Origin of the sequence: Spirulina subsalsa PCC 9445, assembly GCF_000314005.1 — a bacterium.
Taxonomy (GTDB): Bacteria; Cyanobacteriota; Cyanobacteriia; order Cyanobacteriales; family Spirulinaceae; genus Spirulina_A; species Spirulina_A subsalsa.
This window is the reverse complement of the sequence record NZ_JH980292.1, coordinates 5,065,289-5,089,595: the sequence shown is the minus strand read 5'-3', so window position 1 is coordinate 5,089,595 and position 24,307 is coordinate 5,065,289. Positions and strand designations below refer to the sequence as shown.

The window sequence follows — 24,307 nt, the reverse complement described above, 5'->3', positions numbered from 1 at the left end:
GTTGGGTGGGAAGCTTCCCACCAACTGACTGTTCACTGACAAAACTGCTCGACACAACGGACAAACATTTCCACCCCCATCCCTAACACACTTTCATCAAAATTAAAGCGAGGGTGATGATGGGGATAAGCTAACCCTTTTTCAGGATTGGCCGCCCCCAAGAAAAAGTAACACCCTGGCACCTCTTGCAGGAAAAACGACATATCCTCACCGCCCATGGTCTGACATTCCGGCACTACCCCGGCGGGAGTTTCCACCACACTAAACGCCACAGACCGCACTAGGTCGGCAATCTGGGCATCATTCACCACGGGGGGATAGAGTCGCCAGTAGTCCAAATCATAGGTCGCCCCGTGACTGTGACACACGCCCGCCACAATTTCCTCAATACGTCGGCAGAAAAAGTCGGCTAAGTCGGGGTTAAAATAGCGCACGGTGCCGCTAAAGCGCGCTGAGTCAGCAATCACATTGAGGGCTGTTCCTCCCTCCACAGTTCCCACTGTCACCACGGCGGATTGAATGGGGTCTACATTGCGCGCCACAATGGTCTGGAGGGCATTAATTGCTTGGGCTGTGACTAAAATAGAATCTACGGTTTGATGAGGCATGGCTCCATGTCCTCCCTTGCCGGAAATGGTGCAGCGAAAACATTCTGTTGCTGCCATTAACGGGCCGGTCCGAACTCCCAACTGTCCCATAGGCAAATTGTTCCAGAGATGGAGGCCAATTATAGCGTCTACATCGGGGTTTTTGAGGACTCCGGCTTCTATCATGGGTTTTGCTCCCCCTGGGCCTTCTTCGGCTGGCTGGAAAATGATTTTCACGGTACCCCGAAAGCGATCGCGGTGTTGAGAAAGATAGTAGGCGGTTCCGAGTGCGATCGCCGTATGGCCATCATGACCGCAAGCGTGCATAATCCCATCATGTTGGGACCGATAGGACACCTCGTTTAATTCCTGAATCGGCAACGCATCCATATCCGCCCGAATCCCTAACACCGACCCGGATTCTTCCCCCGATATCAGCGCCACAATCCCCGTCTCGGCGATGCCCGTTTGATGTTCAATTCCCCACTGGGAGAGACAAGCGGAGATAAAAGTGCTAGTAATTTTTTCTTGAAAACCCAACTCTGGCAAACGATGAAACCGTCTGCGCCATTGTACTAACTGGGGTTGTAAATTGCGAATGGCCGGACGAATCTGAGACGGATAAACAAGATGGGGGGCAGTGGAAACCATTGATATTTAACAAAAATGTTGCGGAATTCCCCTTCCTCGCTTGCAGGGAGGGGATGGATAGCAACCCAGCAATATACTGAGCGACAGCGAATCCATGCTAAGATAAATAGATCTTGACCACTAACTCCCAAAGCGAAAACCAAGCTAAAAAGGGCTGTGTTGCAAGAGAAAATTTGGGTCTTAGGAACTAGGACTTCTGCCTGGGGAGGGAAGATAAGACTCGCTATATTTCGGTATAGAAAGCACTTCCCATTGAATCAGGAAGCTCCATCCTCACGCCTAGGCAGGGTGGGGTGGTTCACATCTTCAACCGTCATTAAATCATAACATCTCGTCAACCCAATTTTTGTCACCCAATGTAGTGTTCTGTAGGAAATGTGACATTTAGTGAGTTGGATTAATCCCCGTTCAAGACTGAGAAAAAACCCAAAAATAGAGATCCCTAGGGATCCCCATGCCTCGTCCCATAGCTCCCTGAACCCGTGATTGGTTAGAATAACGAAGGAGCAATAGACCCCAGAATCACAAAGCATGGCGACGACTGAAGTAAAACCCAACCCTGATCTCAACCCGGAAGAGTATCTCGACGAAATCCCCGAGGATCTCGAAATGTCTTTATTCGACCATCTCGAAGAATTGCGGATGCGGATTTTTTATAGTTTAATCGCTGTTGCGATCGCCATGGTAGGCTGTTTCTTTGCCGTGCGTCCCATCGTCAACATCCTAGAAGTTCCCGCCCAAGGCGTGAAATTCCTCCAACTTGCCCCCGGGGAATTCTTCTGGGTATCCTTCAAAGTCGCCGCCTACTGTGGAATCTTACTCGCCAGTCCCTTCATTATTTATCAGGTTGTCCGCTTTGTCCTCCCCGGCCTCACCCGTCGCGAAAGACGTTTACTCGGTCCAGTCGTCCTAGGAGCCAGTGTCCTCTTTTTCGTTGGTCTAGGATTTGCCTATTGGGTCCTAGTCCCCGCCGCCCTTAACTTCTTCATTAACTATGGAGCCGATGTCGTCGAACAAGCTTGGTCTATTGAGCGTTACTTTGATTTTATCCTGCTCTTCATGTTCTGCACCGGCTTAGTCTTTGAAGTCCCCATCTTACAAATCTTATTAAGTCTCCTCGGTATCGTATCCTCCGCCCAAATGACCGCCGGATGGCGTTTCGTCGTCCTCGGTGCCGTCATCCTCGGTGCTGTCTTAACCCCTTCCACCGACCCAGTAACTCAATCCCTCCTCGCCGGAGCCGTCCTGGGCTTATATTTCGGCGGCATTGGCGTAGTCAAGGTAATAGGACGTTGACAGTCCCTACTCTTGCCTAGACGGGGATTCTTCGTTCACTGGCTCGCCAACTTGCTTGGCTGAAGTTGGGGCTGCCAACAACAACTTAACCCTAACCTACAGAGGATAAGGGAATTCTGCCCGACATTGGGTTAAAATCAGAAGGTTGTTCTGGCTGAATCTGGTGTTGTCACGAACCCGCCGTTAAATTGCTGACACAATCTAACGGGGGCTTGAAAAAGTCTAAACGTGACCAGACTAGGTTTTTCAAGAACTACGTTATCTGGGTCAAGACACCTCGGAATGGGTGCCAGTTCGCGGCTCTGTCGTCTAACTTTAAACATCTCTAAGGGCTTAAGAACGTGAGTTAGACCCAACAAGCTCAGATAACTTTGTCAAGGCAAACCTTACCCAAGAAATTGGAGTTATCTCTATGGCATTTTTCCGTCAATATGTAGCCCCTTTCATCGTGGTTTTAATCTTTTTGGTGGCTTTAGTGGCAGTGAGTGCGCGGATTTTCCTGCCTTCTGATTTGGCGGCGCCTGCTCCAGTGGAGGCGTTTGAGGCGGATCAAGCCCGGATTACACCGATAACACCTTGGGGAGGGGTGAGTGCAGCGCCTCGGGTCTAGGAGGGGGCTGTGAGTTTGCCTGTAGGGTATGGTTGGGCTAAAGCTTCCTCTGAGGAGCGGTCGGTTTTATTGGAGTTTGTCTCCTTAACCTATCAGGAATTATGTCCGGATGGCTTTGCTGAGGGTTTGGGATGGCAAATGATTGATCAGTATTGTTCCGAACAAACGCCGCGCTGGTGGGTGGTGCCAGAAGACGAGTTAGCCTTTAATCCGGTAGCAGGATTATGGTTAGGGAATGCCTTAGATCCGATAGAAGGCGATCGCTTTGCCCAGATTTTCCTGCTCTATGTCCGACCCGAACACCGTCAGAAAGGCCTGGGAAGTGCCTTGATGCAAGAAGCACAAGCTTGGGCAATGGCAAGAGGCGATCGCCAAATAGGCTTACAAGTGTTCGCCAACAATCAAACCGCCCTCTCCCTATACCACAAGTTCGGCTATCACACCCATTCCCTGTTAATGGTTAAGCCCTTACGTTCGTTCATCGCTAGGGAATGAGGAACAGGGAGTCGAGAACGGGGAATAGAGAATAGGGAATAGAGAATAGGGAATCGGGGAGTTGGGAGTCGGGAATCGGGAGTCGGGAGTCGGGAGTCCGGGAACTCTCCCCCCCTGTTCCCTGTTCCCTGTTCCCTGTTCCCTAAAATAAAAGAGTTTTAGCTATTCACTAGCCACTATTCCCCTGCTCCCCCGCTCCCCTCTCCCCCTCCCCCCGACTTATTCAGCCAACCCTAATTAAACAAAAAAAGCCCCCCCTCAACAGTGAAAGAGAGCAAATAGGGTTTGAATTATGGTCTATATTTTTTCTCTACCAGAGAAAATTTCCCAATCCGGAAAAACAGCAGAAAATTTTGAGGCCGAGTTTGCCAGAGGCAACCTTGAGGGGAATTCCCATCGGTAGATTAACTCCAAACCCGACATAACAGCGTTTCCGTTTCCGGTTGGACGGGGGTCTGTGCCATAATGGCTCATCTCCTAGAGATTGGCTAGTTTAATGTTAGCTGCATTCATCACTCAATTCATTGATTCATCAAAATGCAACCTAATTCTTACCTAAGTTATAGTTTGCTCGCTTGGACAGAACCGATTATTACCCCTCCCGCCGATTATGAAGAAGAAGTTGGGTATTGTGTCAAAATTCTTCAGGAAAATTCCCCATCTGAGCTTAAAACTTTACTCCATTTAGGCTGTGGGGCAGGGGGTTATGATTTTATTTTTAAGCGTTTCTTCCAAGTAACTGGCGTGGATATCAGCCCGGAAATGTTAGCTATTGCCAGACAGACCAATCCTGAACTAACCTATGTTCAGGGAGATATGCGCAACCTGCAACTCTGCGCCTGTTTTGATGCGGTCATCATTCCCGATGCAATTGATTATATGGTGACGTTACCTGACCTTAAAAGGGTGATTGCGGTAGCCCGTCAACATCTTAAACCGGGGGGAGTGCTGGTGATTGTGGGGAAAACTCGTGAGGAATTTTGGCATAATAATTTTTGCTATAGGGGGGGGAATGATGCGGTAGAAATTACCATTTTTGAGAATAACTACATTCTGCCCGGTGATCCGCCGACTTCCTATGAGGCGACCTTAGTCTACCTGATTCGACAAGGGGGGGAACTGACGATTCATTGCGATCGCCATCTCCTCGGTCTTTTTGCTCAAAGTGACTGGCAATCGGCATTTCAGGAGGCAGGACTCCCCGTTAAACAAACCCGCTGGGATGGGGGATATGAACCCTTTTTATTCCCAGAAGGGGACTATCCAATGCAAGTTTTTGTCGCCCTCAACCCCCCCACCGTTTATTCCTAATCTTTACCCCCTAATCTATGCTTAATCCATCCCCCGATTTTCTCACCCTAACTCAACGTTTAACCCCCTTACTGGAAACCCTTTATCCCACCGCTCAATCTGAATCATTACTTGGTCAAATCTTCACCATTATTGAACCTCATCTCACCCAAAACAGTCAGGAAAATCTCTATAAGTGGAGTCAGGACAATATATTAGTCATTACCTATGGGGATAGTATCTACAATCCCCAAGGTCAGGAAAAACCCTTAGTCACCCTGAAACGCTTTCTAGATCAACACCTAAAAGATACCATTACCGGGGTTCATATTCTGCCCTTTTTTCCCTACAGTTCCGATGATGGTTTTGCCGTTATTGACTATTTAGCCGTTAACCCTAACCTAGGCACTTGGGCTGAAATTCAAACCATTGCCCAAGATTATGATTTAATGACCGATTTAGTCTTAAATCATGTCTCTAGTCAAAGCCCTTGGTTTGAACAATTTAAGCAAGGGGAAAAACCCGGCTGTGATTACTTTATTACCGTTGACCCTACCGAAGATTTATCCCAAGTTGTACGCCCTCGCAATACCCCTGTTTTAGTCCCTTATGACACCAAAAACGGTAAACAGTACGTCTGGGCAACCTTTAGCCCAGACCAAATTGATCTAGATTTTAGCAATTTTGATGTTTTGTTAGAATTCATCAAAATTCTCGCTTTTTATGTTACAATGGGGGCGCGTTATGTTCGCTTAGATGCCGTGGGGTTTTTGTGGAAAGAAATCGGCACACCCTGCATTCATTTACCCCAAACTCATTCGGTCATTCGATTGTTGCGAGAAGTCTTACAAATGATTGATCCGGAAGTTTCTTTAATTACGGAAACTAACGTTCCTAATCGAGAAAACTTAAGTTACTTTGGCAATCGAAATGAAGCCCATTTAATCTATAACTTCAGTTTACCCCCCTTGTTGCTCAATGCCTTACTCCAAGGTCGTTCTGATCACCTGAAAACTTGGATGATGAGTATGCCTCCCGCTCCTTTGGGCTGTGCTTATTTAAACTTCACGGCCTCCCATGATGGGATTGGTTTACGTCCGGCGGAGGGTTTGTTAAATGACGAGGAGTATCAGAGCTTATTACAAACAGTTCAACGCTTTGGCGGCAAGATTAGTTATCGGCAAAAACCCGATGGTTCAGCCAGTCCCTATGAGTTAAATATTTCTCTGTTTGATGCGCTCCAAGGAACCGTTAAAGGGGTAGATCAATGGCAGATTGAACGGTTCATCTGTTGTCAAACCATTATGATGTCGTTAGAGGGAATTCCGGCCTTTTATCTGCATAGTTTGTTAGCCACCCACAATCATGAGGCTGGGGTAGAAGCCACGGGACAAAATCGCGCTATTAATCGTTATCGTTGGTCAGGGGTGGAACTGGAAAAACAGTTACAGGATGAACAGAGTCCCCACGCTAGGGTTTTAGCGGAACTCTCCCGTCTAATTCGCATTCGTCGCCGTCAGCCTGCGTTTCACCCCAACGCGACTCAATACACCCTGCACCCCTTGAATAAGGCTTTGTTTGTGTTTTGGCGGCAGAGTATGGCACGGGATCAGAGTATTTTTTCTATTCACAATTTAAGCGATCGCCCCCAAAAATTGCGCTTAACGGATCTGAATCTCGTCGCGACGGATCCTTGGGTAGATTTAATTAGCGGCATCGTGATCACAGACATCTATGATCAGTTGGTCTTAAATCCCTATCAGTCCGCCTGGGTGACAAATTTAATCGATAATTAATTTCCCCACCCCCTAATCATTCTGGCAACGGAAAGAAACCCGGTTTCTTAGGTGTGATTAGCCATCAGGAGAAAAAAGGATTCACTGTTAACTGATGACGAATCTCAAAAGAAAACCGGGTTTCTGTAGTAAGAACTTTTGAACCTATTGGGGTAAACCCATCCGTCAGCGCAGAAAGCAACTGATCAGCCAGAAAAAGACAAAAGTGACTAATTCTGCAAATTCGGCTGGGCGAATCCCTCCATTTCCTACAGGAGTGCCAAGGAATTGGGACAATACTCCCCCTAAAAGCAGTCCGAGGATTAATCCGACAAAACTCATTAAAAAGGCACGTCCTAGGCGGTTTTCCTTGCGATTGAGGAAATAGAGGTTGGCACAGAACCCCAATGCCAACGCCAACGGTAAAAAAGACGATCCGTTACTTTGGGATAACAGGGTGAGAATGGCTAAACCGCCAAAGACACCCGTTGCCCAGAGAATATCTGAACGAGATGGATTGTCCAGAAAATTCTGTAGCCACCCGGTTGAGGCTTTTGGATTCAAGGGGGTGACGGCCGGGGGAACCTCGATGGATCGTTCAGGAAACCGAATGCGATCAGGAACCTTAATTTTCCCTTCTTGCCGCATTCTCAACCGTTCCATGATGATCGAATCATAGGCTGCCTCAATCGTCTCTACCAATTTGGTATCATTCTGATGTTCCTGGCTGAGACGACTTTTAGCATTTTGTATTTCTTCAAAAGAAGCATCTTCTGTCACCCCAAGCGTTTCGTAGGGATTTTGCTCACTCATGTTGAACCTCCGCGATTGTCCCGTTTTTGCCTGTGGTTGCTGCAAACTGTAAACTAATAGACAATTGACTACAGCAGTAAAGGCCGTCCTTTAGAACCAATAGCTCTAACTGACCCTTTCGTTGTTAGTGTAGCTTGAACCTTGCGCTCTGTAACAGATCCGCTAGGTCGGTCTTTAGTTTATTTTGACCTCTCTTGACCAAATGTGCCAAGAGCGCGATCGCCTACACTCTAAACCATAGCTGCTGATGGATTAGTGTGTAGATTGACCAATCTAGTCCCTCGTTGTTATCGTTGATGAGCATTTGTATGGTTGGAAATGTCAATCTTTGTGGAATTCGACAGATTCTCTCGCCATTTTTGTCTAGAATGCTGTTTAAACCCCTTGGATCAACTATTCTGGCTTTAAATTGTTAAGTTTCCTAACTTTTACCGAGAAAGAACAATGGCTATGGCTAATGAATCTGTCAAGATTCTGGTTGTGGACGATGACCCGGCAGTCCGTAATCTAATCTTCCGTTTCCTCAGCCAAAAAAACTATCAGATGGAGGCTGCGGCGGATGGAAAGTCTGCTCTGGAGGTTTTCCAAAAATTTAACCCGGATCTTGTGATTCTTGATGTCAATTTGCCCGATGCCTTGGGCTATGATCTTTGTAAGACGATGCAAGAACAGACTGGGGTGCTAGTCATGATGCTCACCAGTCGCACGGATCCTGATGATAAGGTGATCGGCTATGGTCAGGGTGCCGACGATTATCAAACCAAACCGTTTGATCTGCTGGAATTGGAATTACGAGTGGCCGCGCTGTTAAAGCGTAAACGGGATGTTAAACAAGTGTCCACGAAACAACCTCTCGTTTTTGGTCACTTATCCATTGACCCGGAACGTCGAGAAGTCCGAGTTCATGATAACTTGGTGTCTTTTACGGCCTTAGAGTTTGATCTGCTCTATTATCTCGCCACTCATCCCGGTCAAGCCTTAAAACGGACGACTTTGATTAATGACGTTTGGGAATATGACCAAATGGTTGGGGATAATCGAGTGGTGGATGTTCATATTGGGCAAATTCGCAAGAAAATTGAAACCAACTCCTCAGATCCTAGTTTTATTAAGACCATTCGCGGTTTTGGTTATCGTTTTGAAGTCCCTTCTGGAGAAAAGAGTGCTGAAGCTTAAGTGTATCTAGGGCAATCTCCCCAATGTAGTGAGGAGATTTGGCTCATTAGCCCTTTAACTCTCTGACGCTTTTTCCGTTTCCGTTTCTGAGCTAGGCTGAGGTGTTTTTTTCGCTTCAGGCTCAAGCTGTGCCTGCATTTTAACTGATGTTTCCGTTTGTTCGGCTTCTCGTTTAATCTCTTTTTGAAACTCATTAGAGGCCTCTTGAAAACTGCGCAAGGCTTTCCCTAAACTTCGCCCAATTTCAGGGAGCTTTTTAGGCCCAAAAATTAACAACGCTACCACAAAAATTAAAGCCATTTCGGGTAGTCCAATGCCAAAAATATTCATAATTTGCTCCGGGTTAAGGGTTTTTGTCTCTACAAAAAAACCCCGACAAGCGGGGATATGATTGACTCGAAATCTTAATCCAAATCACTAAGAAGTGGGTAAAATTGAGCCTACCGACCGAAGCTAGTCCAGTCTACGTCTACGTTCTCCAGTAACAAATCAGCGTTGTAGATTTGCAGGATAATCAAGAGGAAAACAAAAAAGAGTAGCATAAAAACGCCCATCACTGGGGTAGTTCCCCAACCGGGTGCAACTTTGCCGTATTCAGAATTCAAGGGTTTGAGTCTATCGCCTAACCAAGTACGCTGTGCCATAAGTCACCAAATTGTGAATGTAAGTGAGTTTTTGTTAATTTTTCTTGACATATTCCCTAACCTTGAGATAGAGGGATTTATGGGCTAAGGTGAGAGGGTTCGGTGTTGCCTTACCTGTCTTAACCCACAGGTTGAATGTCGCAACCTGTTTGAACTTCAGAGTTTCTATTTGAAGGATGATATCACAATCCGACCCTTTTCAGGGGATTGATATTGGAGGCGGACAGGGCTTCCAAGGACTGTACTACATGATAGTATAAGGCTATTAAGCAATCATTCTTAATCAAACTCTATGGAAACGGCAACAATTTTTGTAATTGGCTTGGCGGCTTTAGTCTTAGCGGTGACGGGATACTCGATTTATATGTCCTTTGGTGCGCCTTCGGCGGAATTGAGTGATCCCTTTGAGGATCATGAGGATTAAGTCACACTCATAATAGGGGTCAGGGGGCATTAGGGGTCAGGCAAAAAACATGAATTTGGAGGAGTGTTATTCCCTATTGGGACTAAAACGGGGGGCGGATCTGAAGGCGATTAAGGCCTCCTATCGGCGGTTAGCGAGGCGTTATCATCCCGATGTGAACCCACAGAATCAACTGGCAGCCCAAGAGGCTTTTATCCGTCTCAATGAGGCTTATCAGTTTTTGGTCAAGGCGACTCTAGAACCTCAACCTCCTCGTTCTCCGGTTGTTGTGACTTCCCCTCCTCCCCCTCCCCCCTCTCCTCCCCCGGTTTCCCCCCTCTCCCCCGCAGAGCAGAAACTCAAACGGGAGGCTTACCAGCGTTTACAGGATTTATTGAAGAAGCGCCGTTTTGCTCGTGCGATCGCTTTAGTTGAAGGATTAACGCTCCGTTTACCTCAAGATGCGGAGGTGAGACAATGGCAGGCCATTGCCTATCAAGCTTGGGGACGGCAACTGATTCGCCAAGGTCAACTGGCTAAAGGCAAAATCTACCTCAAAAAAGCCCTGCGCACGGATCCCCACAATCGAGCGTTGGTGGCGGAAATTGCCGAGGAATTTCGGCGTTTAGGACAGTTGGTTTAGCGCTTGACTAACTTATACAAAGGCGATAAATCCGCCGTCCCAAATTGAATACTATGGGCAACGCGGAAGGTTTCCAATACTTTAATAAACCAGACTACATCCGACTGGGGAAATTCCTCATAATGATTAAAAAGAATCGCAAAACGCTTTTCTAATTCCCCTAAAACCGGAGGACAAAGTAAGACAATTTTTAACAGCAACCCAAGGGTCGAGGCTGCTCCTAAATGGGTGACTAAATCTATGAAAAGATAATGATGGACATTTTGGGCATTTTCTACCACTAAAAAACTGAGCAACTTTGTAGAAGTTCTCAAAATCAAGGAGTTGCTCATTTTCTGATGGTTGTAATGAGTTAATGTCTCATTAAGGCATTTCTTGAGTTGAGGATTCAACTGATGTAAGGCAAAATCTGAATCTAAATTAGAAACTAAATAGGCGAGTAATTTATCCTTAAACTCTTGATAGGACGAGATTTCAGGGATATGGCTACTAAAACGTTCGGCTAACTGCTGATAGGTATAGTTCCCCTGTACCTTGCCAAAAAAGAGACGTAAAGCAATGGCTAATTCGCGATCGCTCAAAAACGTTGGATTCTTCTCCCGTCGTAGGATTCGCCCAGCCCCTTGGGAGAGTTGGCGCGCCTTCGCAATTTCGGCTAAAGTCACTTGATAGGTAACAAACCGATTTAAACGAAACTCAAAACGATTTTGTAGACGAGATTGAATTAACTTAATCGTTTGTTGTTGCTCATAGGTACTCTCTTCATCTAACAAATAGTGGCGGAATAAGTAGGTGTAACGATAAAGTAAAACCTTCACCAGTTGACGATTAGGATCTTCACTATCCTTCACCGGACAAATCACCCGCGCTAATCGTTGCAGCATTTTATACTGATGGGTTTCAACAAACATTTCTGCAAGTTGCCGCAACCTTCGCACGGAGCGAGTTTGCCTCATACCCGGAGGCGGAATTTCTTCAAAGAGGGCAATGAGTTCTGGAATCGCATGGCGTTGTTTACTGTCTAATTGCCAATAGTCAATGAGTAAATAACAGCAGTGATTCAGGAACAAATGATACTCATTTTCTGCCGATTTTGCATTAACAATTTTCTCTAATGTGGCTCTAATCTTCAAATCGGAATATTCGCCACTATCAATAAATAAACAACGAAACCGTTCTAAAACATCTGCCGGATCTTGTTTCTGTACACAGTCATTGAGATGATTATATATCTCCCGTTGCAGTTCTTCTAGGTCAATGGAATCAACCGCTACAGTTCTCCAACCTGCTCCCGGACTCCTGGGCTGGATTTGAGAAATTTGGCTAGTTTCCGCGATATTATGCTGATTGTGCTGTCTTTCCCGTACTTCTTTGACCATCACTCCCACTAGGTCCGTCAGTTGCATGGTTTTTACGAGGGTACGGATGCGTTGGTATCCTTGAGGAGAACCTTCAAACCGGACAATAGTGGGTTGAGCGAGTCCTCCTTGAATGTCTAGCATTTGTAAATCTACATCATCGGAGACTTTTTGTAGGCGCTTGAGGATTCCCCACCGTTGCGCTTGAATATCTTCTACGGTTAACGGTGATACAAGTTCCCAGTAAATTGACTTGCCAAACCTACTCATATTGTTCTCACTGTCTCTGTGACCTAATGGCGATAACGTAATGGCTATGACCTAATCGAATGTTCCCCGGCACCTCTAATAGACCAGACTGGGAGGTTAATTTAAGGGACTTCAATTCAATGTTCCCGCATAGGAGAAGGGGATGCTTTGGGGGGTATCTGTTATTCTAACCTTTTCTTCCGAAAACGGAACCCTCTTTATTGATCATGGTTTGGGGGGGAATAAGTCCTGCGCTCTGCTCTGGGATTGAACATCGGAATCCCTAAATATCCTAGTCTTTTTGCGGGGGCAACCAATGAATATCGAGCAGTTGCTCTAGACGGTAGGGACATTCTGGGGGCAAGTTTAGGGTCTGTTGGGTTTTGATCTGGACAAAAAAATGTTCTATATCTAGTTGATTGAATTGCTGCTTTTTTAATAAAGTAATGGTTTTTTCTAACCATTCTAAGTCATCAAGTTTATACAGGTTTTCTAAGTTTATTCGGCTCATGATTAGCGGTCATCCTCCCGAAAAGCACTACAATTGTAGCCGTACTGAATCGGTTTTGGTCAGGGGAATTGATCAATTCCCCCTAGTATAGGGGGTAAATGTCCCAAAAAAGTCAGACCAACCTAGGATAGGCTAGAGGGGGCATTTTCTCTATTTTGGCTGTTTTTTCCTGTTTTCTTGCAAAATACAAGCTTCTTGCTACACTAGATGAACACTTGGAATTTTAACGTTGGGATGAGCATTGAGGGTTAAGCCTTGAATGCTCTCTTTTCTGTGACGGATCTGGGGGAAGTTGGGTAGAATCTAACTGAAAGAGCAAGGGGGTCAAAATGCGTCTGTTTAAAACAGTGGCGGGCTTACGAACCTATTTAGCGCCGATTTGGCATCAGCAAAGGGTGGGTTTAGTGCCTACGATGGGGTCATTACATCGGGGCCACAGCCGCTTAATTGAACAGGCTCGACGGGAAAATGAAGTAGTAATCGTGAGCATTTTTGTCAATCCCCTTCAGTTTGGTCCACGGGAGGATTTTCAACAGTACCCTCGCCAGTTAGGGACTGATTGTGAACTCTGCGAAGAGTTGGGGGTGGATGTGGTGTTTGCGCCGAGTCCGGAAGATTTGGCGATCGCATCTTCCCCAACCAACAACGGCAAAGCCACCCCCCTCCTCGAACAAACCAGCGTTATCCAACCCCCCCCGTCCCTCCTCAGTGGACTCTGTGCAACCTATCGGCCGGGTCATTTTCAGGGAGTGGCTACTATTGTTGTAAAATTGCTTAATGTGGTGCAACCGGACCGCGCCTATTTTGGCGAAAAAGATGCGCAACAAGTAGCCATTATTCAACGTTTAGTCAAAGATTTAAGTTTAGCTGTGGAAATTCGAGCTTGTCCAACCGTGCGGGAAGAATCTGGGTTAGCCTATAGTTCCCGCAATCAGTATTTAACGCCCCAAGAAAAAGAGCAAGCCGTGGTTTTGTCCCGCAGTTTACAACGGGCAAAACAGGCCTTTGAGGCCGGGGAACGCAATAGTGATCGCCTCCTAGACATGGTAAATCAGGAACTAGCCAGCGAACCCGCCCTATCGGTCCAGTATGCCGAATTAGTGGATCCCGAAACCCTCGCCCCCCTAGGAGAAGTGGAAGATGAGGGATTATTAGCGATCGCCGCCTATCTCGGTCAAACCCGGTTAATTGATAATCTCGTACTGCGTCAGCGCCAGCCCATTATTGCCATCGACGGCCCCGCCGGAGCCGGAAAATCCACCGTAACCAAAGGTGTCGCCCAACGCTTAGGCTTGCTGTATCTCGACACCGGAGCCATGTATCGCGCCCTAACCTGGCAAGTGCTAGAAGCCGGAATCTCCCTAGACGATGAAGCGGCGATCGCAGAATTAACTGCCCATAGCCAAATTCAATTTATTAACTCCCCCGAAGACCACAACCAACGAGTCCTCATCAACGGCAAAGACATCACCCAAGCCATTCGCACCCCCCGCGTCACCGCCCAAGTGTCCCTCGTCTCCCAAGTCCCCGCCGTGCGTCAGCACCTAGTCGCCCAGCAACAACGCTGGGGACGCAAAGGGGGCATCGTCGCCGAAGGGCGAGATATTGGCACCCGAGTATTCCCCGATGCCGACCTGAAAATATTCCTCACCGCCTCCGTCCAAGAACGCGCCCGTCGCCGTCTCCAAGACCTGCAAGAACAGGGGATCCCTGGGGGAAATCTAGAAGAATTAGAAGCCCAAATTGCCGAGCGCGATCGCCTTGATAGCACCCGCCCGACCTCCCCCCTCCGTAAATCCCTCAATGCCATCGAAATCATCACCGACGGATTGACCATAGAAACCGTCATTGAACAAATTGTTCAACTCTATCAAAAATCTGTTGTAGCGGGGATCACTGGCTAGGCAATGATCCCGAGAAATCACCCATTGCCACCCCCCAATTCGCTCAAAACATTTGGTAATATTCCGGATAAGATTGAAACAGAACTGCTAAACAAAAGCAGTAAGATTTGAAGAGTTTCAAGAACAGCTTGTCAGGGTTAAGTCCTCAGACGGATCACTATCCTCTGAAGGGCTAATTTTGTCTATTCCAATTAATATCACATTTTTGAGGCGTGAGGAGGCGGATCTGTCTAAGCAACAAGTCGCAACCCGTAAACGGTCTAAGCGAAAGAAAAACGTCATTTCAGCGAGAATTAAGCTCGCCTTTGTTCTTGGAATCCTAATCACCGTATTAGGAGCCATTCTGCCTATAGGTTTTGTAGCTCATCAGCAATTAATGAGTCAAACGCTAGTTTCCCCCGTTCTCCTAAGCACAGGTCTAGAACAACTCAATAGCGCGGCCAGTCAAGCCCTCCATCAACAAACCGTTGAGCTATCCAAAACCTTGAACGGGATGATTCCTCAAGAGTTTCAAAGCAAAACCGTCAGTCAAGTTCCCCTCAACAGTGGGCGAAAAGTCATTGCCCTAACCTTTGATGATGGACCTTGGCCCGAATTCACCAACGAAATCCTCTATATTCTCAAACACCATCACGTCAAAGCCACCTTTTTTGTCATCGGGCGCAACGTGCGGAACTTCCCCCAGCGCACAAAACAAATGTACTTACATGGTCATGCTTTAGGCAATCACACCTGGAGTCATCCTTATCACCAACATAGCGACAGTCAAGCGGCCGGGCAAATTGACAATACCACCCACTGGATTGAACAGGCCACCGGAGGTGTGAAAAGTCGTCTCTTCCGTCCACCGGGGGGCTTTTTAAATAACGGTTTAGCCGCCTATGCCGCCAAACAGGGACAAACCGTAGTCATGTGGTCTGTAGACTCCAAAGACTACTACGCCCCCGCCCCGCGCATCATTGAAAACGTCCTCAGCCAAGCGAAACCCGGCGCAATTGTCCTACTTCATGACGGAGGAGGCGATCGCCGTCCCACCATTCTCGCCCTGCCCACCATTATCACCAAACTCCAGGAACAAGGCTATGAATTTGTCACCGTCCCGGAATTATTAGAACTCAAAGCCCAAGAAACTCAAACCGCCTCGGGAGGCTAAACCGACAGCCAAAAACAGATAGAGTTTAAATCCCTCGCTATTCTGGCGGGGGATTATTCTTCTCCCTCAACCCCAATAATCCCGGAACAGTTCACGAGGGAGAGGCCGTATATTATAGAAAAACTAACAGACCATCAAGACAACCACCATGATGAGCAACTTTTACGCTAGCGACGCTGGAGACATGAGGAATGCAGCCACCCTACAAAAACTTTATAAAATCTCAGAAGAGGACATTCACTATATCCGAGAACTCGGAGAATTTATGCTGCCCCAAATGGATCACATGGTTCATACGTGGTATGAATGGCTCATGACTCAACCCGAATATGAACAGTTTTTTTCCGACAGTAGAGCGCTTCATCATGCCCAAAAAATGCAGCATATTTACTGGGAACAATTTATCGAAGCCCAACTTGATGATAACTATGTAGAATCTCGGCGCAAAATTGGAGAAACTCACGCCAGAATCGGACTGTCCATGACCATCTTTTTCGCCGGGATGAGCATTTTCCATGACCTTTTTTCTAAAATCATGGCACAACGAAACTTGAAACTAAAAGAACAAGTCCGCACCATTGATGCTGTGAGCAAACTCCTCCATCTCGACACAGGCATAGTCTGCGAAGTCTATACCATCATGTCTAACGAGACAATTACAGCCCAAAGTCGCTCCCTGATGGAAATGTCTACCCCCGTCACCCAAATTTGGGAAAATATCTTACTTTTACCCGTGGTGGGGATTGTAGACTCCAAACGCGCTCAAGACATCATGAACGCCGTTTTATCAGCCATTAATCGCACCCAATCTAGAATTTTTATCCTGGATATTAGTGGCGTTGCCGTTGTTGATACCGCCGTAGCCAATCACCTAATTAAAATTACCAAAGCCACTCGTTTAATGGGCTGTGAATCAACCATTTCCGGCATTTCTCCCGCCATTGCTCAAACCATGATTGAACTAGGAATTGACGTAGGAACTATTAAAACAACCGCCAACATGATGGACGCACTCAACGACTCCTTCCGTTCACTAAACTTACAAATTCACAAAGTCGAGCGATAACCAGATAATATCCCCAACCTATCACCCCCAATGGATAACCTAGGTTATGATCAAAAGATCCGAAATTCAACGCATCCCCCTACAATTTGCCCAAAATTGTGTTATTGCCTCCATTCAAATTGATTTAACGGATGCCGTCTTACAGCAATTTCGGCAAGATGTCCTAACCTATCTCCATCAAACCAACGCTCACGGCCTTATTTTGGATTTATCCGGCGTGGAAGTGATGGATATGATCGAATTTCAGGATCTCACCGCTACTATAGCAATGGCTTCTTTAATGGGTGCAAAAACTATTCTTTGTGGATTTCAACCCGGCGTAGTGTCCGCCCTCGTTGATTTTAGGGTAGACTTTGAACGAATTCACGCTACCTTAACCTTAGATAATGCCTTTGAACTGATGAAAGAACTACGACAAGAATGGTCACAAGTTCAAACAACAAAACCCGAGTTTGTCTCTGAGAATTTAGGAAAAAAAGACGAATTTTCATAAAATGGTTACGTTAAAATTATCAGGAGAAGTCTCACCTGATCTTCAATTGATTAAAGAACTAAAATTATGGATTATCCAAAATCAATCTGGATTGTGATTAATCGGGAAGCTGATATTACTCGGTCAATTTTTGAAAGCCAACGGATGGCTCAAAGCGTAGGATTTGATCATGGTCGCGCCCAAATGATTGCAACCGCCGTTTCTGAACTGGCTCGCAATATTATTAAATACGCCGAAAAAGGCAAAATTATTATTACTCCCTTAAATGAGAGACGACGTTCCGGCATCGAGATTATTTGTCAAGATAGCGGCCCCGGTATTCCCAATGTTGACCAAGCCATGAAAGATTATTTCAGTTCATCGGGAACCCTCGGTTTAGGATTGCCCGGAGTCAAACGTCTGATGGATGAATTTGAAATTACGTCTATTGTCAATCAGGGAACAAAAGTCATTATCCGAAAATGGCTGTGAATAGTAAAACATTATCATATAATTATACTGGCAATTAACTTTTCTAAAAAAACATGGACAATGAAAATCAAGCCAGTGCTTTAAGTCTTGTAGACTACTCCATTTTTGGTCGTCCCTGCTTTGGCGAACGAGTGAGCGGAGATCAAGCCATGATCGATGAAAAAGATGGTATTATTTTCTTAGGGATTATCGACGCTTTAGGTCATGGAAGAGAGGCCAATCAGGTTTCAGTACTCATGCAAAACTTTTTGCAAGAAAACTGGACAGTTGATCTACGAACAACCCTCTTCAGTCTACATGACCATTGTAAAGGAACATTAGGTGCTGCGGTTGGTTTAGGCCTCCTCAAGGTGCAGACGGGAGAATTATCCTACTGTGGGATAGGAAATACTACAATTCGCGTAGTCGGCAGGCAGTCCAAACGTCTTTATTCTGTGGATGGCATTGTAGGGAATCGAATGCGAACTCCCGTTGAACAAAAATTATATTTAACGCCAACAGATATTCTGTTGATGTACACCGACGGGGTAAAAGATCGTTTTGAAGTAGATGATTATCCTCAATTATTATATGAAAGTCCCCAATCTTTAGCTCGTAATATTGTACGTCAGTTTGAGAAAGTTTATGATGATGCGACTTGCCTTGTTTTACGCTATAAAAAATGATCCGTCTCGGTAGCATCAGTTTAACCCATTCCGATTCAATTTATGCCATCCGAAAAAAGGTACTTCAGGTTTTAAAGTTATTGACTGAAGATCCGATTATGTCGGGTAGAGTTGCGAGTGCAACATCCCAAGTCTGTCGATTATTATACCAAACATCTGTCAAATCAACGGTTAATGTTGCTCTATTTAACAAGGCTCATCACGTGGCATTTTGTTTAACTTTTGTGGGGCAAAACCCCCTATCAGAGGCTACTTTTTTATTGAGTTTTTTTGATGAAGTGAATTATCTCACATCCAAACGTAGAGCGTTTCAGTTGCAATGTCTTGTTTTCCTCAAGACAGGTATTCCCAATGATGGAATTTTAGACGAGGCCAGAAGGATTCTCGCGGAGAAAAGTCGTTATGAATTAATGCAGGAATTAGAAAATAAGAACAAAAAGCTTTTGAAATCTCTGGAGAGATTAAAACGAGAAACCCTGCTGAAAGAGCAACTCACAAAAGATAATCTGAGGATGTCAGCAGAGTTAGATTTACTTAAGCGAATGCAGCAATTAATTTTGCCTAAAACTGAAGAATTAGAGAGTATTCAGGAGTTAGATATTGCCGGATTTATGCAGCCTGCGGATGAAGTAGGGGGAGACTACTATGATGTTTTGTGTTCAGATGGGGTGATTACGATTGCTATTGGAGATGTTACGGGTCATGGATTAGAAAGTGGCATCTTGATGGTGATGACTCAAACCGCCGTTAGAACTTTGCAAGAGATTCAAGAAAAAAATCCGGTTCGGTTTTTAGATACTTTAAATCGGGCAATTTATAATAATATTGAACGGATGCAGTCGGATAAAAATATTACTTTAGCGATTCTGAATTATGCTAAGGGTAAAATTAGCATTAGTGGTCAACATGAGGAAACCATTGTAGTGAGAAAGGGAGGGAAGGTTGAAAGAATTGATACGATTGATTTAGGGTTTCCCATCGGTTTACATGATGATATTAAGGAGTTTATCAATCATCATTTTGTGGAGTTAGAACCGGGGGATGGAATTGTGTTATATACGGATGGGATTACGGAAGCGGAAAATCTGGAGCAAGAGCATTATGGGATTGAGAGACTCTGTACTTTAGTCTCTCGGTATTGGCATGAATCGAGTGAAGAAATTAAGTTAAAGATTATTGAGGATGTTTATCAACATATTGGAGAACAAAAGGTTTTTGATGATATTACGTTATTGATCGTTAAACAAAGATAGTCAAGCTAACAATTAGCATCGTGAACGATGGTTTGATCTACGGGGGTTTGTCGCCAATCTAAGCGATAGAGTTGTAATGGTTCGCTCTTGCCTTTGACTCGTACAGGGCGCAATTTTTCTAAGGCAAAGAGTCCGGGTTGAAGTTGATCGATTGTACTTTGAGAGAGTAGAATTTCCCCGGCTCTGGCGACGTTACAAATGCGACTGGTGACGTTCGTTGTATCGCCAATGGCAGCATACTGAATGAGTTTGCGGGAGCCAATATTTCCGGCGGCGACTTTCCCTGTATTTAAGCCAATATGAATGGCAATAGGTTGACGGTTGCGCTTCTCCCATTCTCGATTTAAACGACGGACAGCCCACTGCATATCAATGGCGGCTTGAACGGCGCGTTGTGCGTCGTTTTCTTGGGGGTAGGGTGCGCCCCAAATGGCTAATAAGGCATCACCAATGTATTTTTCTAAGGTGCCTTCGTAGGCGAAAACAATTTCTTCGACCATGACGTTGAAATAGTCGTTTAACATTTCAATAACTTCCCGAGGCTGCATGGTGGAAGACATTCTAGTAAAGTCGCTAATATCGGCAAAAAGTGCGGTAACTTCTGTATCAATAATATCGAGATGGCCTTCTTCTCGTAATTTGCGACTGACGGCTGAGGGGAAAAAACGCTCTAATTTATCGCGCCAAATGGCTTCGCTTTGCATTTTGTTGGTGAGACGGGCGTTTTCAATGGCGATCGCCGCCTGACTGGCCAAAGCGGTTAAAAACTCTAAATCCTCGTCGGTGTAGGCTTTAGAACAAGATAAATTATCGACGTATAATACCCCTAAAACCTCCTCCTTGGGTTGTAAGGGCGCACACATAGAGGAACGAATGGCTTGGATTAAGATGGAGTTTGATCCTTCAAAGCGTTGATCCTTGCGCGCCTCGTCGGTGAGGATGGCATCCCCATGTCGTAGAACATAGTTGGTGATTTGGGTACTATAAAACTGGTAGCTGACGGAAATTCCCGAGCGGGAGCGAACGGCTTGTTGTTCTAATTGTCCTGTGGTTTCGTTGACCATTAAAATGGCAGCCCGATCCACGTTCATTATTTTTAATAATAAGTCTAGAATTTTTTCTAATAATTTATCTGGGTCTTCGGGAGAGGATAATTCTTTACTGACTTCTAGGAGAATTTTTAGTTTATCTAAGGCACGTTGGGCTTCATTTTGTTCCCGAATTTTCAAGGCAGATCCCGTTTGTCTGGGGGAACTGGAATCTAAAATGTCTTGAATTTCAATACGAGTTTGACGGGGTGAAAGTTGGCGAACAATGGGGATTCCTTGGGTATCAATTCCCTGTTCTTGGGAGTCGGGGCTAGTGGCAAAGGGAGAAAAGCCTTTCTGGATTAATTTAAAGATCACCATGCCACAGACAATTTTATCCCCCGGTTGTACAATCTGTTCTGTGTGAATTTGTCGTTCATTGACAAAGGTTCCATTGAGACTATTTAAGTCTCGCAAAATAACCCGATGGGGGGTCACAATAATTTCAGCATGACGGCGGGATAAGCTGTTATGTTTAATCGCGATATGATTGTTGGGAGAACGCCCAATGATGTTGGAGCCGACCTGAAGGGGAAAACTTCGTTCCTGTCGGGTATCGGGAAGGCAGACTAAACAATAGGACATAAGCCGCACCCCTAAAAAACAATGTCCAGATTCAGACTAATTGGAGCCAAAGGTTTTTAAGTAATTTTGATAGCCCATGTAGTCTAAATGATTCTGTTTATCTAGAACGGATTGGCTCAGGTCTTGACGATATTGTTGAACTTTTTCTAATAATTCGGGCTGGTGTGTGGCTAAAATCTGCACGGCTAATAATCCGGCGTTTTGAGCATTGCCAATGGCGACGGTTGCCACGGGAATCCCTCGGGGCATCTGGACGATGGAGTAAAGGGAATCTACCCCTTGGAGGTGACGAGTGGCGACGGGAACCCCAATCACGGGGAGGGGGGTTAAGGAGGCGACCATTCCGGGTAAATGGGCGGCTCCTCCTGCTCCGGCGATAATCACTTTTAGACCTCGGGTGTGGGCTGTTTTAGCGTAGTGGATCATGCGTTCGGGGGTGCGGTGGGCGGAAACAATGGCTACTTCGTGGGGAACAGCAAATTGTTTACAAATGGCGATCGCGGCTTCAAGGGTGGGCAAGTCCGAATCACTGCCCATAATAATTCCGACTAAGGCTTGAGTGGTGTTCATGGATCAAAATCTCTGATGATTTGCCTCATCATAGCAGTCTGTTGGGGAGGAATGGTTAGCAGGGACTCACCCTAGCCCGGTGGAGTAATTTCCCTCGGTGGCGATAGCCCACATAACGGACGCACACGGGATCACCGGGGGAAGCAGAGCCGCCCATAAGCTCGTGCCACTGGGGATCATAGGGAATTTCTGCCCCAACGGGTGCGATCGCCTCCACTCCCCAACTTTGGATCAATTCCTCAACAGGCCTCACTAACGGCACCAAATGACTGGCGGCGAGATCGGGGTTTTTCTCCACGGCTGCAACGGCCGTGTACCATTGCAGCAGCCAGCCTTCTAAGATTTGTAAATTGTGGGTTTCCCATTCTTCGCTGGACAGTCGGGGGGCAATCGTTGCGCCCTGAGCGGCCTTGACCTTCTCTTGCCCGGAAAAAGCCTCCCAGAGATCAGGGGGGGAGACGTGTAAGGCAGCCGCCAGTTTAGAGAGGACTTCTATGCGCATTTTGGCAACATTACCCTGTCGGAGTTGTTGGACGGACCAGGGGGAAACCCGAGCTTTGATGCTTAACTGGCGAAAACTGGTCAGGTTAGCGCGCTCCATCCATTCTTGAAGTTTGGGGGTGTATTTCATGGGGTGTATTTTAGGGGTGTATTGTATTGGAAATGGGGGCTTGCTCCACTAATGGGGGTAAACTTCGATCCCAGATTTGGCTGAAATAGCTTTAGCCTCAGTCGGAGACAGTTGCTCTTGCCGTTTGGCTTGCCATCACCTCCTACTCTAGAACTTTTTCCAGTTGTTGCTGTTGCCAGAGGTGTTGATAGGGGCCCGGTTGTTCCACTAACTCCTGATGGGTGCCGCTTTGTACAATTTCCCCCTGATCCATGACAAAAATCCGATCGGCAGTAGCGGCGGCTGAGAGTTGGTGAGAAATAAAAATCACCGTTTGCCGTGCTGTGCCTTGGGAGAGAAAATCGAGGATGTCGGTGGCGGTTTTATTATCAACACTGGATAGGGCATCATCAAGAATTAATACAGGTGCATCAATCATCAAAGCCCGGGCGAGGGAGGCGCGTTGTCGTTGTCCCCCGGAGAGGGTGATTCCTCGCTCTCCTACGAGGGTGTCGTATTGGCTGGGGAAGTTGAGGATTTCGGGGTGAATCTGGGCTTGTTGGGCGGCATCTTCGACTTCTGGCTGTTCTGCTAAGGGTTGCCCATAGCGGATATTGTTGCGGATTTGGGTACTGAAGAGGAAACTATCTTGGGGAACGTAGGCGATCGCCTCTCGCAGATCATTCAGCCTCAATTGCGTGACATCATAGCCATCTAGGAAGATGTGGCCGGGTTCAATATCCAGTAAGCGCGGGATAGCATTGGCGAGGGTAGATTTGCCGCAACCAATCGATCCCACAAGGGCAATAGTTTCTCCCGGTTCAATGGTGCAGGAAATGTTTTTCAGGGCGGGTTTTTTCGTTCCCGGATAGATAAAAGTTAAGTCTTTAATTTCAATTTTCCCTTGCACCAATTCCGGGGGTAAGGTAATCGCTTCTTCAGGATTGGTAATGGCAGGTTTCGCTAATAACACCGACTCCACTCGGTCAATACTGACCTCTCCCCGTTGGTAAGTGGTAATCGTAAACCCAAGGAGAGCGGTGGGGAATACAAGGCGTTCTACATAGAGAATCAGGGCGAGAAAATCCCCCACTGTGATGATTCCTTGGGCAATAGCGCCTGAACCTAACCAGAGCAGAATTAACAGGGAAATATAAACCAGACCCTCAATAATGGGAAAGAGTAAATTTCGGGTGCGGGCAAGGCTTAAATTGGCTTTTAATAGTTTGGCGTTTTTTTGTTGAAATCCGACGGTTTCGTTGGCTTCTTGGGCGTAGATTTTAATGAGGGAAATTCCACTCATATCCTCTTGAATCAATTGGCTTAAGTCGGATAAGTTCTCCTGAACTTCTCGCTGATCTTCCCGCAATTTATCACTAAATAACTGCACCAAAACCAACATAAAAGGATAAACCGCCAAAGCCGCTAAACTCAACCGTGCATTAATCGCCAACATGACGGGCAGGGTTAAGGCATAGGTAAATAGGGCGTTGGCAATACTCAACACCGCAAACCCCAGTAAGCGGCGAATATTATCTACGTCACTGGTGGCGCGGTTCATTAAATCCCCGATGCTATTGGTGGCGAAATAGGCGGGTTCTAATCTTAAAATATGTTGAAAAAGTCGCTGTTTTAAGTCATATTCCACTTGACGACCGACCCCAAATAAGATAATGCGGGAAGTCATCCGAATGACCCACATAATGGAGGCGTAAATAAAGATTAAAAAGACATATTTAGAGATTTGGGCAAAGGTTAAAGACCCGCTTAAGGTGTCGATACTATCGCGAATTAATAGGGGGATATAAACCCCAATTAAATTCACCACTAACAGGGCACTTACCCCGAACACGACAGAGCGCCAATAGGGGCGGACATAATTCCAGAGTCTCTGAAGTTTAGATTGATTCATAGAGGGTCATCAAGTGGGATGTGAGGGGACGATTTA

Annotated in this window: 25 protein-coding genes; 15 read left to right on the top strand and 10 right to left on the bottom strand. The window is 46.1% G+C overall.

The features are described 5' to 3' along the window. Positions 1 to 32: 32 nt before the first annotated feature. Positions 33 to 1,238 (bottom strand): M20 metallopeptidase family protein, encoded by a 1,206-nt coding sequence (locus SPI9445_RS0123215; RefSeq protein ID WP_017307196.1) that lies wholly within the window; start codon positions 1,236 to 1,238, stop codon positions 33 to 35. A 531-nt stretch (positions 1,239 to 1,769) separates the two neighbouring features. On the opposite strand from SPI9445_RS0123215, the gene tatC reads away from it, so the two are divergent. The 5 genes from tatC (at position 1,770) to SPI9445_RS0123180 (ending at position 6,725) form a co-directional block, all read left to right on the top strand. Next, positions 1,770 to 2,534, top strand: a complete 765-nt coding sequence (tatC, locus tag SPI9445_RS0123205) for a twin-arginine translocase subunit TatC (RefSeq protein WP_017307194.1) — start codon at positions 1,770 to 1,772, stop codon at positions 2,532 to 2,534. A 412-nt stretch (positions 2,535 to 2,946) separates the two neighbouring features. Continuing rightward, the gene (locus SPI9445_RS0123200) at positions 2,947 to 3,144 is read left to right on the top strand and encodes a hypothetical protein (protein WP_017307193.1); all 198 of its coding nucleotides are present in this window, start codon (positions 2,947 to 2,949) and stop codon (positions 3,142 to 3,144) included. 9 nt (positions 3,145 to 3,153) lie between these two features. Continuing rightward, positions 3,154 to 3,639 carry a GNAT family N-acetyltransferase gene (locus SPI9445_RS31525; protein WP_017307192.1) on the top strand — a complete coding sequence of 162 codons (486 nt, stop codon included), beginning with the start codon at positions 3,154 to 3,156 and terminating at the stop codon, positions 3,637 to 3,639. A gap of 537 nt (positions 3,640 to 4,176) precedes the next feature. Beyond that, positions 4,177 to 4,950: a class I SAM-dependent methyltransferase gene (locus SPI9445_RS0123185; RefSeq protein WP_017307190.1), complete on the top strand. Its 774-nt coding sequence runs from the start codon at positions 4,177 to 4,179 to the stop codon at positions 4,948 to 4,950. A gap of 17 nt (positions 4,951 to 4,967) precedes the next feature. Continuing rightward, a complete protein-coding gene (locus SPI9445_RS0123180; RefSeq protein ID WP_017307189.1) occupies positions 4,968 to 6,725 on the top strand; it encodes a sugar phosphorylase in 1,758 nt (585 codons plus the stop codon). A 165-nt stretch (positions 6,726 to 6,890) separates the two neighbouring features. Here the strand turns inward: SPI9445_RS0123180 and SPI9445_RS0123175 are convergent, their stop codons facing one another. Then, positions 6,891 to 7,517: a CPP1-like family protein gene (locus SPI9445_RS0123175; protein WP_017307188.1), complete on the bottom strand. Its 627-nt coding sequence runs from the start codon at positions 7,515 to 7,517 to the stop codon at positions 6,891 to 6,893. Between the two features lie 450 nt (positions 7,518 to 7,967). Here SPI9445_RS0123175 and SPI9445_RS0123170 point away from each other — a divergent pair, with 450 nt between their 5' ends. After that, positions 7,968 to 8,693 carry a response regulator transcription factor gene (locus tag SPI9445_RS0123170; protein ID WP_017307187.1) on the top strand — a complete coding sequence of 242 codons (726 nt, stop codon included), beginning with the start codon at positions 7,968 to 7,970 and terminating at the stop codon, positions 8,691 to 8,693. Between the two features lie 54 nt (positions 8,694 to 8,747). On the opposite strand, the gene SPI9445_RS0123165 is transcribed toward SPI9445_RS0123170, so the two are convergent. Both SPI9445_RS0123165 and psbH read right to left on the bottom strand, forming a co-directional pair. After that, positions 8,748 to 9,023, bottom strand: coding sequence for a TatA/E family twin arginine-targeting protein translocase (locus tag SPI9445_RS0123165; RefSeq protein WP_017307186.1), 276 nt, complete (start codon positions 9,021 to 9,023; stop codon positions 8,748 to 8,750). Positions 9,024 to 9,133: 110 nt separating this feature from the next. After that, positions 9,134 to 9,337 carry a photosystem II reaction center phosphoprotein PsbH gene (psbH, locus tag SPI9445_RS0123160; RefSeq protein WP_017307185.1) on the bottom strand — a complete coding sequence of 68 codons (204 nt, stop codon included), beginning with the start codon at positions 9,335 to 9,337 and terminating at the stop codon, positions 9,134 to 9,136. A 292-nt stretch (positions 9,338 to 9,629) separates the two neighbouring features. On the opposite strand from psbH, the gene psbN reads away from it, so the two are divergent. Both psbN and SPI9445_RS0123150 read left to right on the top strand, forming a co-directional pair. Beyond that, positions 9,630 to 9,761, top strand: coding sequence for a photosystem II protein N (psbN, locus tag SPI9445_RS0123155; RefSeq protein ID WP_017307184.1), 132 nt, complete (start codon positions 9,630 to 9,632; stop codon positions 9,759 to 9,761). Positions 9,762 to 9,810: 49 nt separating this feature from the next. Next, positions 9,811 to 10,383 carry a J domain-containing protein gene (locus SPI9445_RS0123150; RefSeq protein WP_017307183.1) on the top strand — a complete coding sequence of 191 codons (573 nt, stop codon included), beginning with the start codon at positions 9,811 to 9,813 and terminating at the stop codon, positions 10,381 to 10,383. On the opposite strand, the gene SPI9445_RS0123145 is transcribed toward SPI9445_RS0123150, so the two are convergent. Together SPI9445_RS0123145 and SPI9445_RS0123135 are read right to left on the bottom strand one after the other, a co-directional pair. Then, positions 10,380 to 12,011 carry a hypothetical protein gene (locus SPI9445_RS0123145; RefSeq protein WP_017307182.1) on the bottom strand — a complete coding sequence of 544 codons (1,632 nt, stop codon included), beginning with the start codon at positions 12,009 to 12,011 and terminating at the stop codon, positions 10,380 to 10,382. The genes SPI9445_RS0123150 and SPI9445_RS0123145 overlap by 4 nt on opposite strands. A 271-nt stretch (positions 12,012 to 12,282) precedes the next feature. Then, the gene (locus tag SPI9445_RS0123135) at positions 12,283 to 12,501 is read right to left on the bottom strand and encodes a DUF29 family protein (RefSeq protein ID WP_017307180.1); all 219 of its coding nucleotides are present in this window, start codon (positions 12,499 to 12,501) and stop codon (positions 12,283 to 12,285) included. Positions 12,502 to 12,830: 329 nt separating this feature from the next. Here SPI9445_RS0123135 and SPI9445_RS0123130 point away from each other — a divergent pair, with 329 nt between their 5' ends. The 7 genes from SPI9445_RS0123130 (at position 12,831) to SPI9445_RS0123100 (ending at position 19,506) form a co-directional block, all read left to right on the top strand. Further along, positions 12,831 to 14,405, top strand: a complete 1,575-nt coding sequence (locus SPI9445_RS0123130; protein ID WP_017307179.1) for a bifunctional pantoate--beta-alanine ligase/(d)CMP kinase — start codon at positions 12,831 to 12,833, stop codon at positions 14,403 to 14,405. 178 nt (positions 14,406 to 14,583) lie between these two features. After that, positions 14,584 to 15,558, top strand: a complete 975-nt coding sequence (locus tag SPI9445_RS0123125; protein WP_202803761.1) for a polysaccharide deacetylase family protein — start codon at positions 14,584 to 14,586, stop codon at positions 15,556 to 15,558. Between the two features lie 148 nt (positions 15,559 to 15,706). After that, the gene (locus SPI9445_RS0123120; protein ID WP_202803760.1) at positions 15,707 to 16,624 is read left to right on the top strand and encodes a protoglobin domain-containing protein; all 918 of its coding nucleotides are present in this window, start codon (positions 15,707 to 15,709) and stop codon (positions 16,622 to 16,624) included. Between the two features lie 46 nt (positions 16,625 to 16,670). Further along, a complete protein-coding gene (locus SPI9445_RS0123115; RefSeq protein ID WP_017307176.1) occupies positions 16,671 to 17,117 on the top strand; it encodes an STAS domain-containing protein in 447 nt (148 codons plus the stop codon). A 66-nt stretch (positions 17,118 to 17,183) separates the two neighbouring features. Next, positions 17,184 to 17,588: an anti-sigma regulatory factor gene (locus SPI9445_RS0123110; RefSeq protein ID WP_017307175.1), complete on the top strand. Its 405-nt coding sequence runs from the start codon at positions 17,184 to 17,186 to the stop codon at positions 17,586 to 17,588. A gap of 53 nt (positions 17,589 to 17,641) precedes the next feature. Then, positions 17,642 to 18,253 carry a SpoIIE family protein phosphatase gene (locus SPI9445_RS0123105; RefSeq protein WP_017307174.1) on the top strand — a complete coding sequence of 204 codons (612 nt, stop codon included), beginning with the start codon at positions 17,642 to 17,644 and terminating at the stop codon, positions 18,251 to 18,253. Then, positions 18,250 to 19,506, top strand: coding sequence for a PP2C family protein-serine/threonine phosphatase (locus SPI9445_RS0123100; protein WP_017307173.1), 1,257 nt, complete (start codon positions 18,250 to 18,252; stop codon positions 19,504 to 19,506). The genes SPI9445_RS0123105 and SPI9445_RS0123100 overlap by 4 nt, the downstream gene beginning before the upstream one ends. Before the next feature lie 5 nt (positions 19,507 to 19,511). Here SPI9445_RS0123100 and SPI9445_RS0123095 read toward each other — a convergent pair whose 3' ends face one another. The 4 genes from SPI9445_RS0123095 to SPI9445_RS0123080 all read right to left on the bottom strand — a co-directional run bounded on the left by SPI9445_RS0123095 (position 19,512) and on the right by SPI9445_RS0123080 (position 24,271). Continuing rightward, on the bottom strand, positions 19,512 to 21,179 hold the full coding sequence (locus SPI9445_RS0123095; protein WP_017307172.1) for an adenylate/guanylate cyclase domain-containing protein: 1,668 nt from the start codon (positions 21,177 to 21,179) through the stop codon (positions 19,512 to 19,514). 36 nt (positions 21,180 to 21,215) lie between these two features. Continuing rightward, positions 21,216 to 21,749, bottom strand: a complete 534-nt coding sequence (gene purE, locus SPI9445_RS0123090; RefSeq protein ID WP_017307171.1) for a 5-(carboxyamino)imidazole ribonucleotide mutase — start codon at positions 21,747 to 21,749, stop codon at positions 21,216 to 21,218. Between the two features lie 55 nt (positions 21,750 to 21,804). Then, positions 21,805 to 22,380, bottom strand: a complete 576-nt coding sequence (locus SPI9445_RS0123085; protein ID WP_017307170.1) for a helix-turn-helix domain-containing protein — start codon at positions 22,378 to 22,380, stop codon at positions 21,805 to 21,807. Between the two features lie 142 nt (positions 22,381 to 22,522). Further along, the gene (locus SPI9445_RS0123080) at positions 22,523 to 24,271 is read right to left on the bottom strand and encodes an ABC transporter ATP-binding protein (RefSeq protein ID WP_017307169.1); all 1,749 of its coding nucleotides are present in this window, start codon (positions 24,269 to 24,271) and stop codon (positions 22,523 to 22,525) included. Positions 24,272 to 24,307 lie beyond the last annotated feature (36 nt).

What these genes read in the sequence shown, in the direction of transcription:
- SPI9445_RS0123185 (WP_017307190.1), top strand. Translation starts at nt 4,177, where the DNA reads ATGCAACCTAATTCTTACCTAAGTTATAGTTTGCTCGCTTGGACAGAA.
- SPI9445_RS0123095 (WP_017307172.1), bottom strand. Translation starts at nt 21,179, where the DNA reads ATGTCCTATTGTTTAGTCTGCCTTCCCGATACCCGACAGGAACGAAGT.
- SPI9445_RS0123120 (WP_202803760.1), top strand. Translation starts at nt 15,707, where the DNA reads ATGATGAGCAACTTTTACGCTAGCGACGCTGGAGACATGAGGAATGCA.
- psbN (WP_017307184.1), top strand. Translation starts at nt 9,630, where the DNA reads ATGGAAACGGCAACAATTTTTGTAATTGGCTTGGCGGCTTTAGTCTTA.
- SPI9445_RS0123130 (WP_017307179.1), top strand. Translation starts at nt 12,831, where the DNA reads ATGCGTCTGTTTAAAACAGTGGCGGGCTTACGAACCTATTTAGCGCCG.
- psbH (WP_017307185.1), bottom strand. Translation starts at nt 9,337, where the DNA reads ATGGCACAGCGTACTTGGTTAGGCGATAGACTCAAACCCTTGAATTCT.
- tatC (WP_017307194.1), top strand. Translation starts at nt 1,770, where the DNA reads ATGGCGACGACTGAAGTAAAACCCAACCCTGATCTCAACCCGGAAGAG.
- SPI9445_RS0123180 (WP_017307189.1), top strand. Translation starts at nt 4,968, where the DNA reads ATGCTTAATCCATCCCCCGATTTTCTCACCCTAACTCAACGTTTAACC.
- SPI9445_RS0123110 (WP_017307175.1), top strand. Translation starts at nt 17,184, where the DNA reads ATGGATTATCCAAAATCAATCTGGATTGTGATTAATCGGGAAGCTGAT.
- SPI9445_RS0123165 (WP_017307186.1), bottom strand. Translation starts at nt 9,023, where the DNA reads ATGAATATTTTTGGCATTGGACTACCCGAAATGGCTTTAATTTTTGTG.
- SPI9445_RS0123175 (WP_017307188.1), bottom strand. Translation starts at nt 7,517, where the DNA reads ATGAGTGAGCAAAATCCCTACGAAACGCTTGGGGTGACAGAAGATGCT.
- SPI9445_RS0123105 (WP_017307174.1), top strand. Translation starts at nt 17,642, where the DNA reads ATGGACAATGAAAATCAAGCCAGTGCTTTAAGTCTTGTAGACTACTCC.
- SPI9445_RS0123100 (WP_017307173.1), top strand. Translation starts at nt 18,250, where the DNA reads ATGATCCGTCTCGGTAGCATCAGTTTAACCCATTCCGATTCAATTTAT.
- SPI9445_RS0123150 (WP_017307183.1), top strand. Translation starts at nt 9,811, where the DNA reads ATGAATTTGGAGGAGTGTTATTCCCTATTGGGACTAAAACGGGGGGCG.
- purE (WP_017307171.1), bottom strand. Translation starts at nt 21,749, where the DNA reads ATGAACACCACTCAAGCCTTAGTCGGAATTATTATGGGCAGTGATTCG.
- SPI9445_RS0123145 (WP_017307182.1), bottom strand. Translation starts at nt 12,011, where the DNA reads ATGAGTAGGTTTGGCAAGTCAATTTACTGGGAACTTGTATCACCGTTA.
- SPI9445_RS0123200 (WP_017307193.1), top strand. Translation starts at nt 2,947, where the DNA reads ATGGCATTTTTCCGTCAATATGTAGCCCCTTTCATCGTGGTTTTAATC.
- SPI9445_RS0123080 (WP_017307169.1), bottom strand. Translation starts at nt 24,271, where the DNA reads ATGAATCAATCTAAACTTCAGAGACTCTGGAATTATGTCCGCCCCTAT.
- SPI9445_RS0123170 (WP_017307187.1), top strand. Translation starts at nt 7,968, where the DNA reads ATGGCTAATGAATCTGTCAAGATTCTGGTTGTGGACGATGACCCGGCA.
- SPI9445_RS0123085 (WP_017307170.1), bottom strand. Translation starts at nt 22,380, where the DNA reads ATGAAATACACCCCCAAACTTCAAGAATGGATGGAGCGCGCTAACCTG.
- SPI9445_RS0123135 (WP_017307180.1), bottom strand. Translation starts at nt 12,501, where the DNA reads ATGAGCCGAATAAACTTAGAAAACCTGTATAAACTTGATGACTTAGAA.
- SPI9445_RS0123215 (WP_017307196.1), bottom strand. Translation starts at nt 1,238, where the DNA reads ATGGTTTCCACTGCCCCCCATCTTGTTTATCCGTCTCAGATTCGTCCG.
- SPI9445_RS0123115 (WP_017307176.1), top strand. Translation starts at nt 16,671, where the DNA reads ATGATCAAAAGATCCGAAATTCAACGCATCCCCCTACAATTTGCCCAA.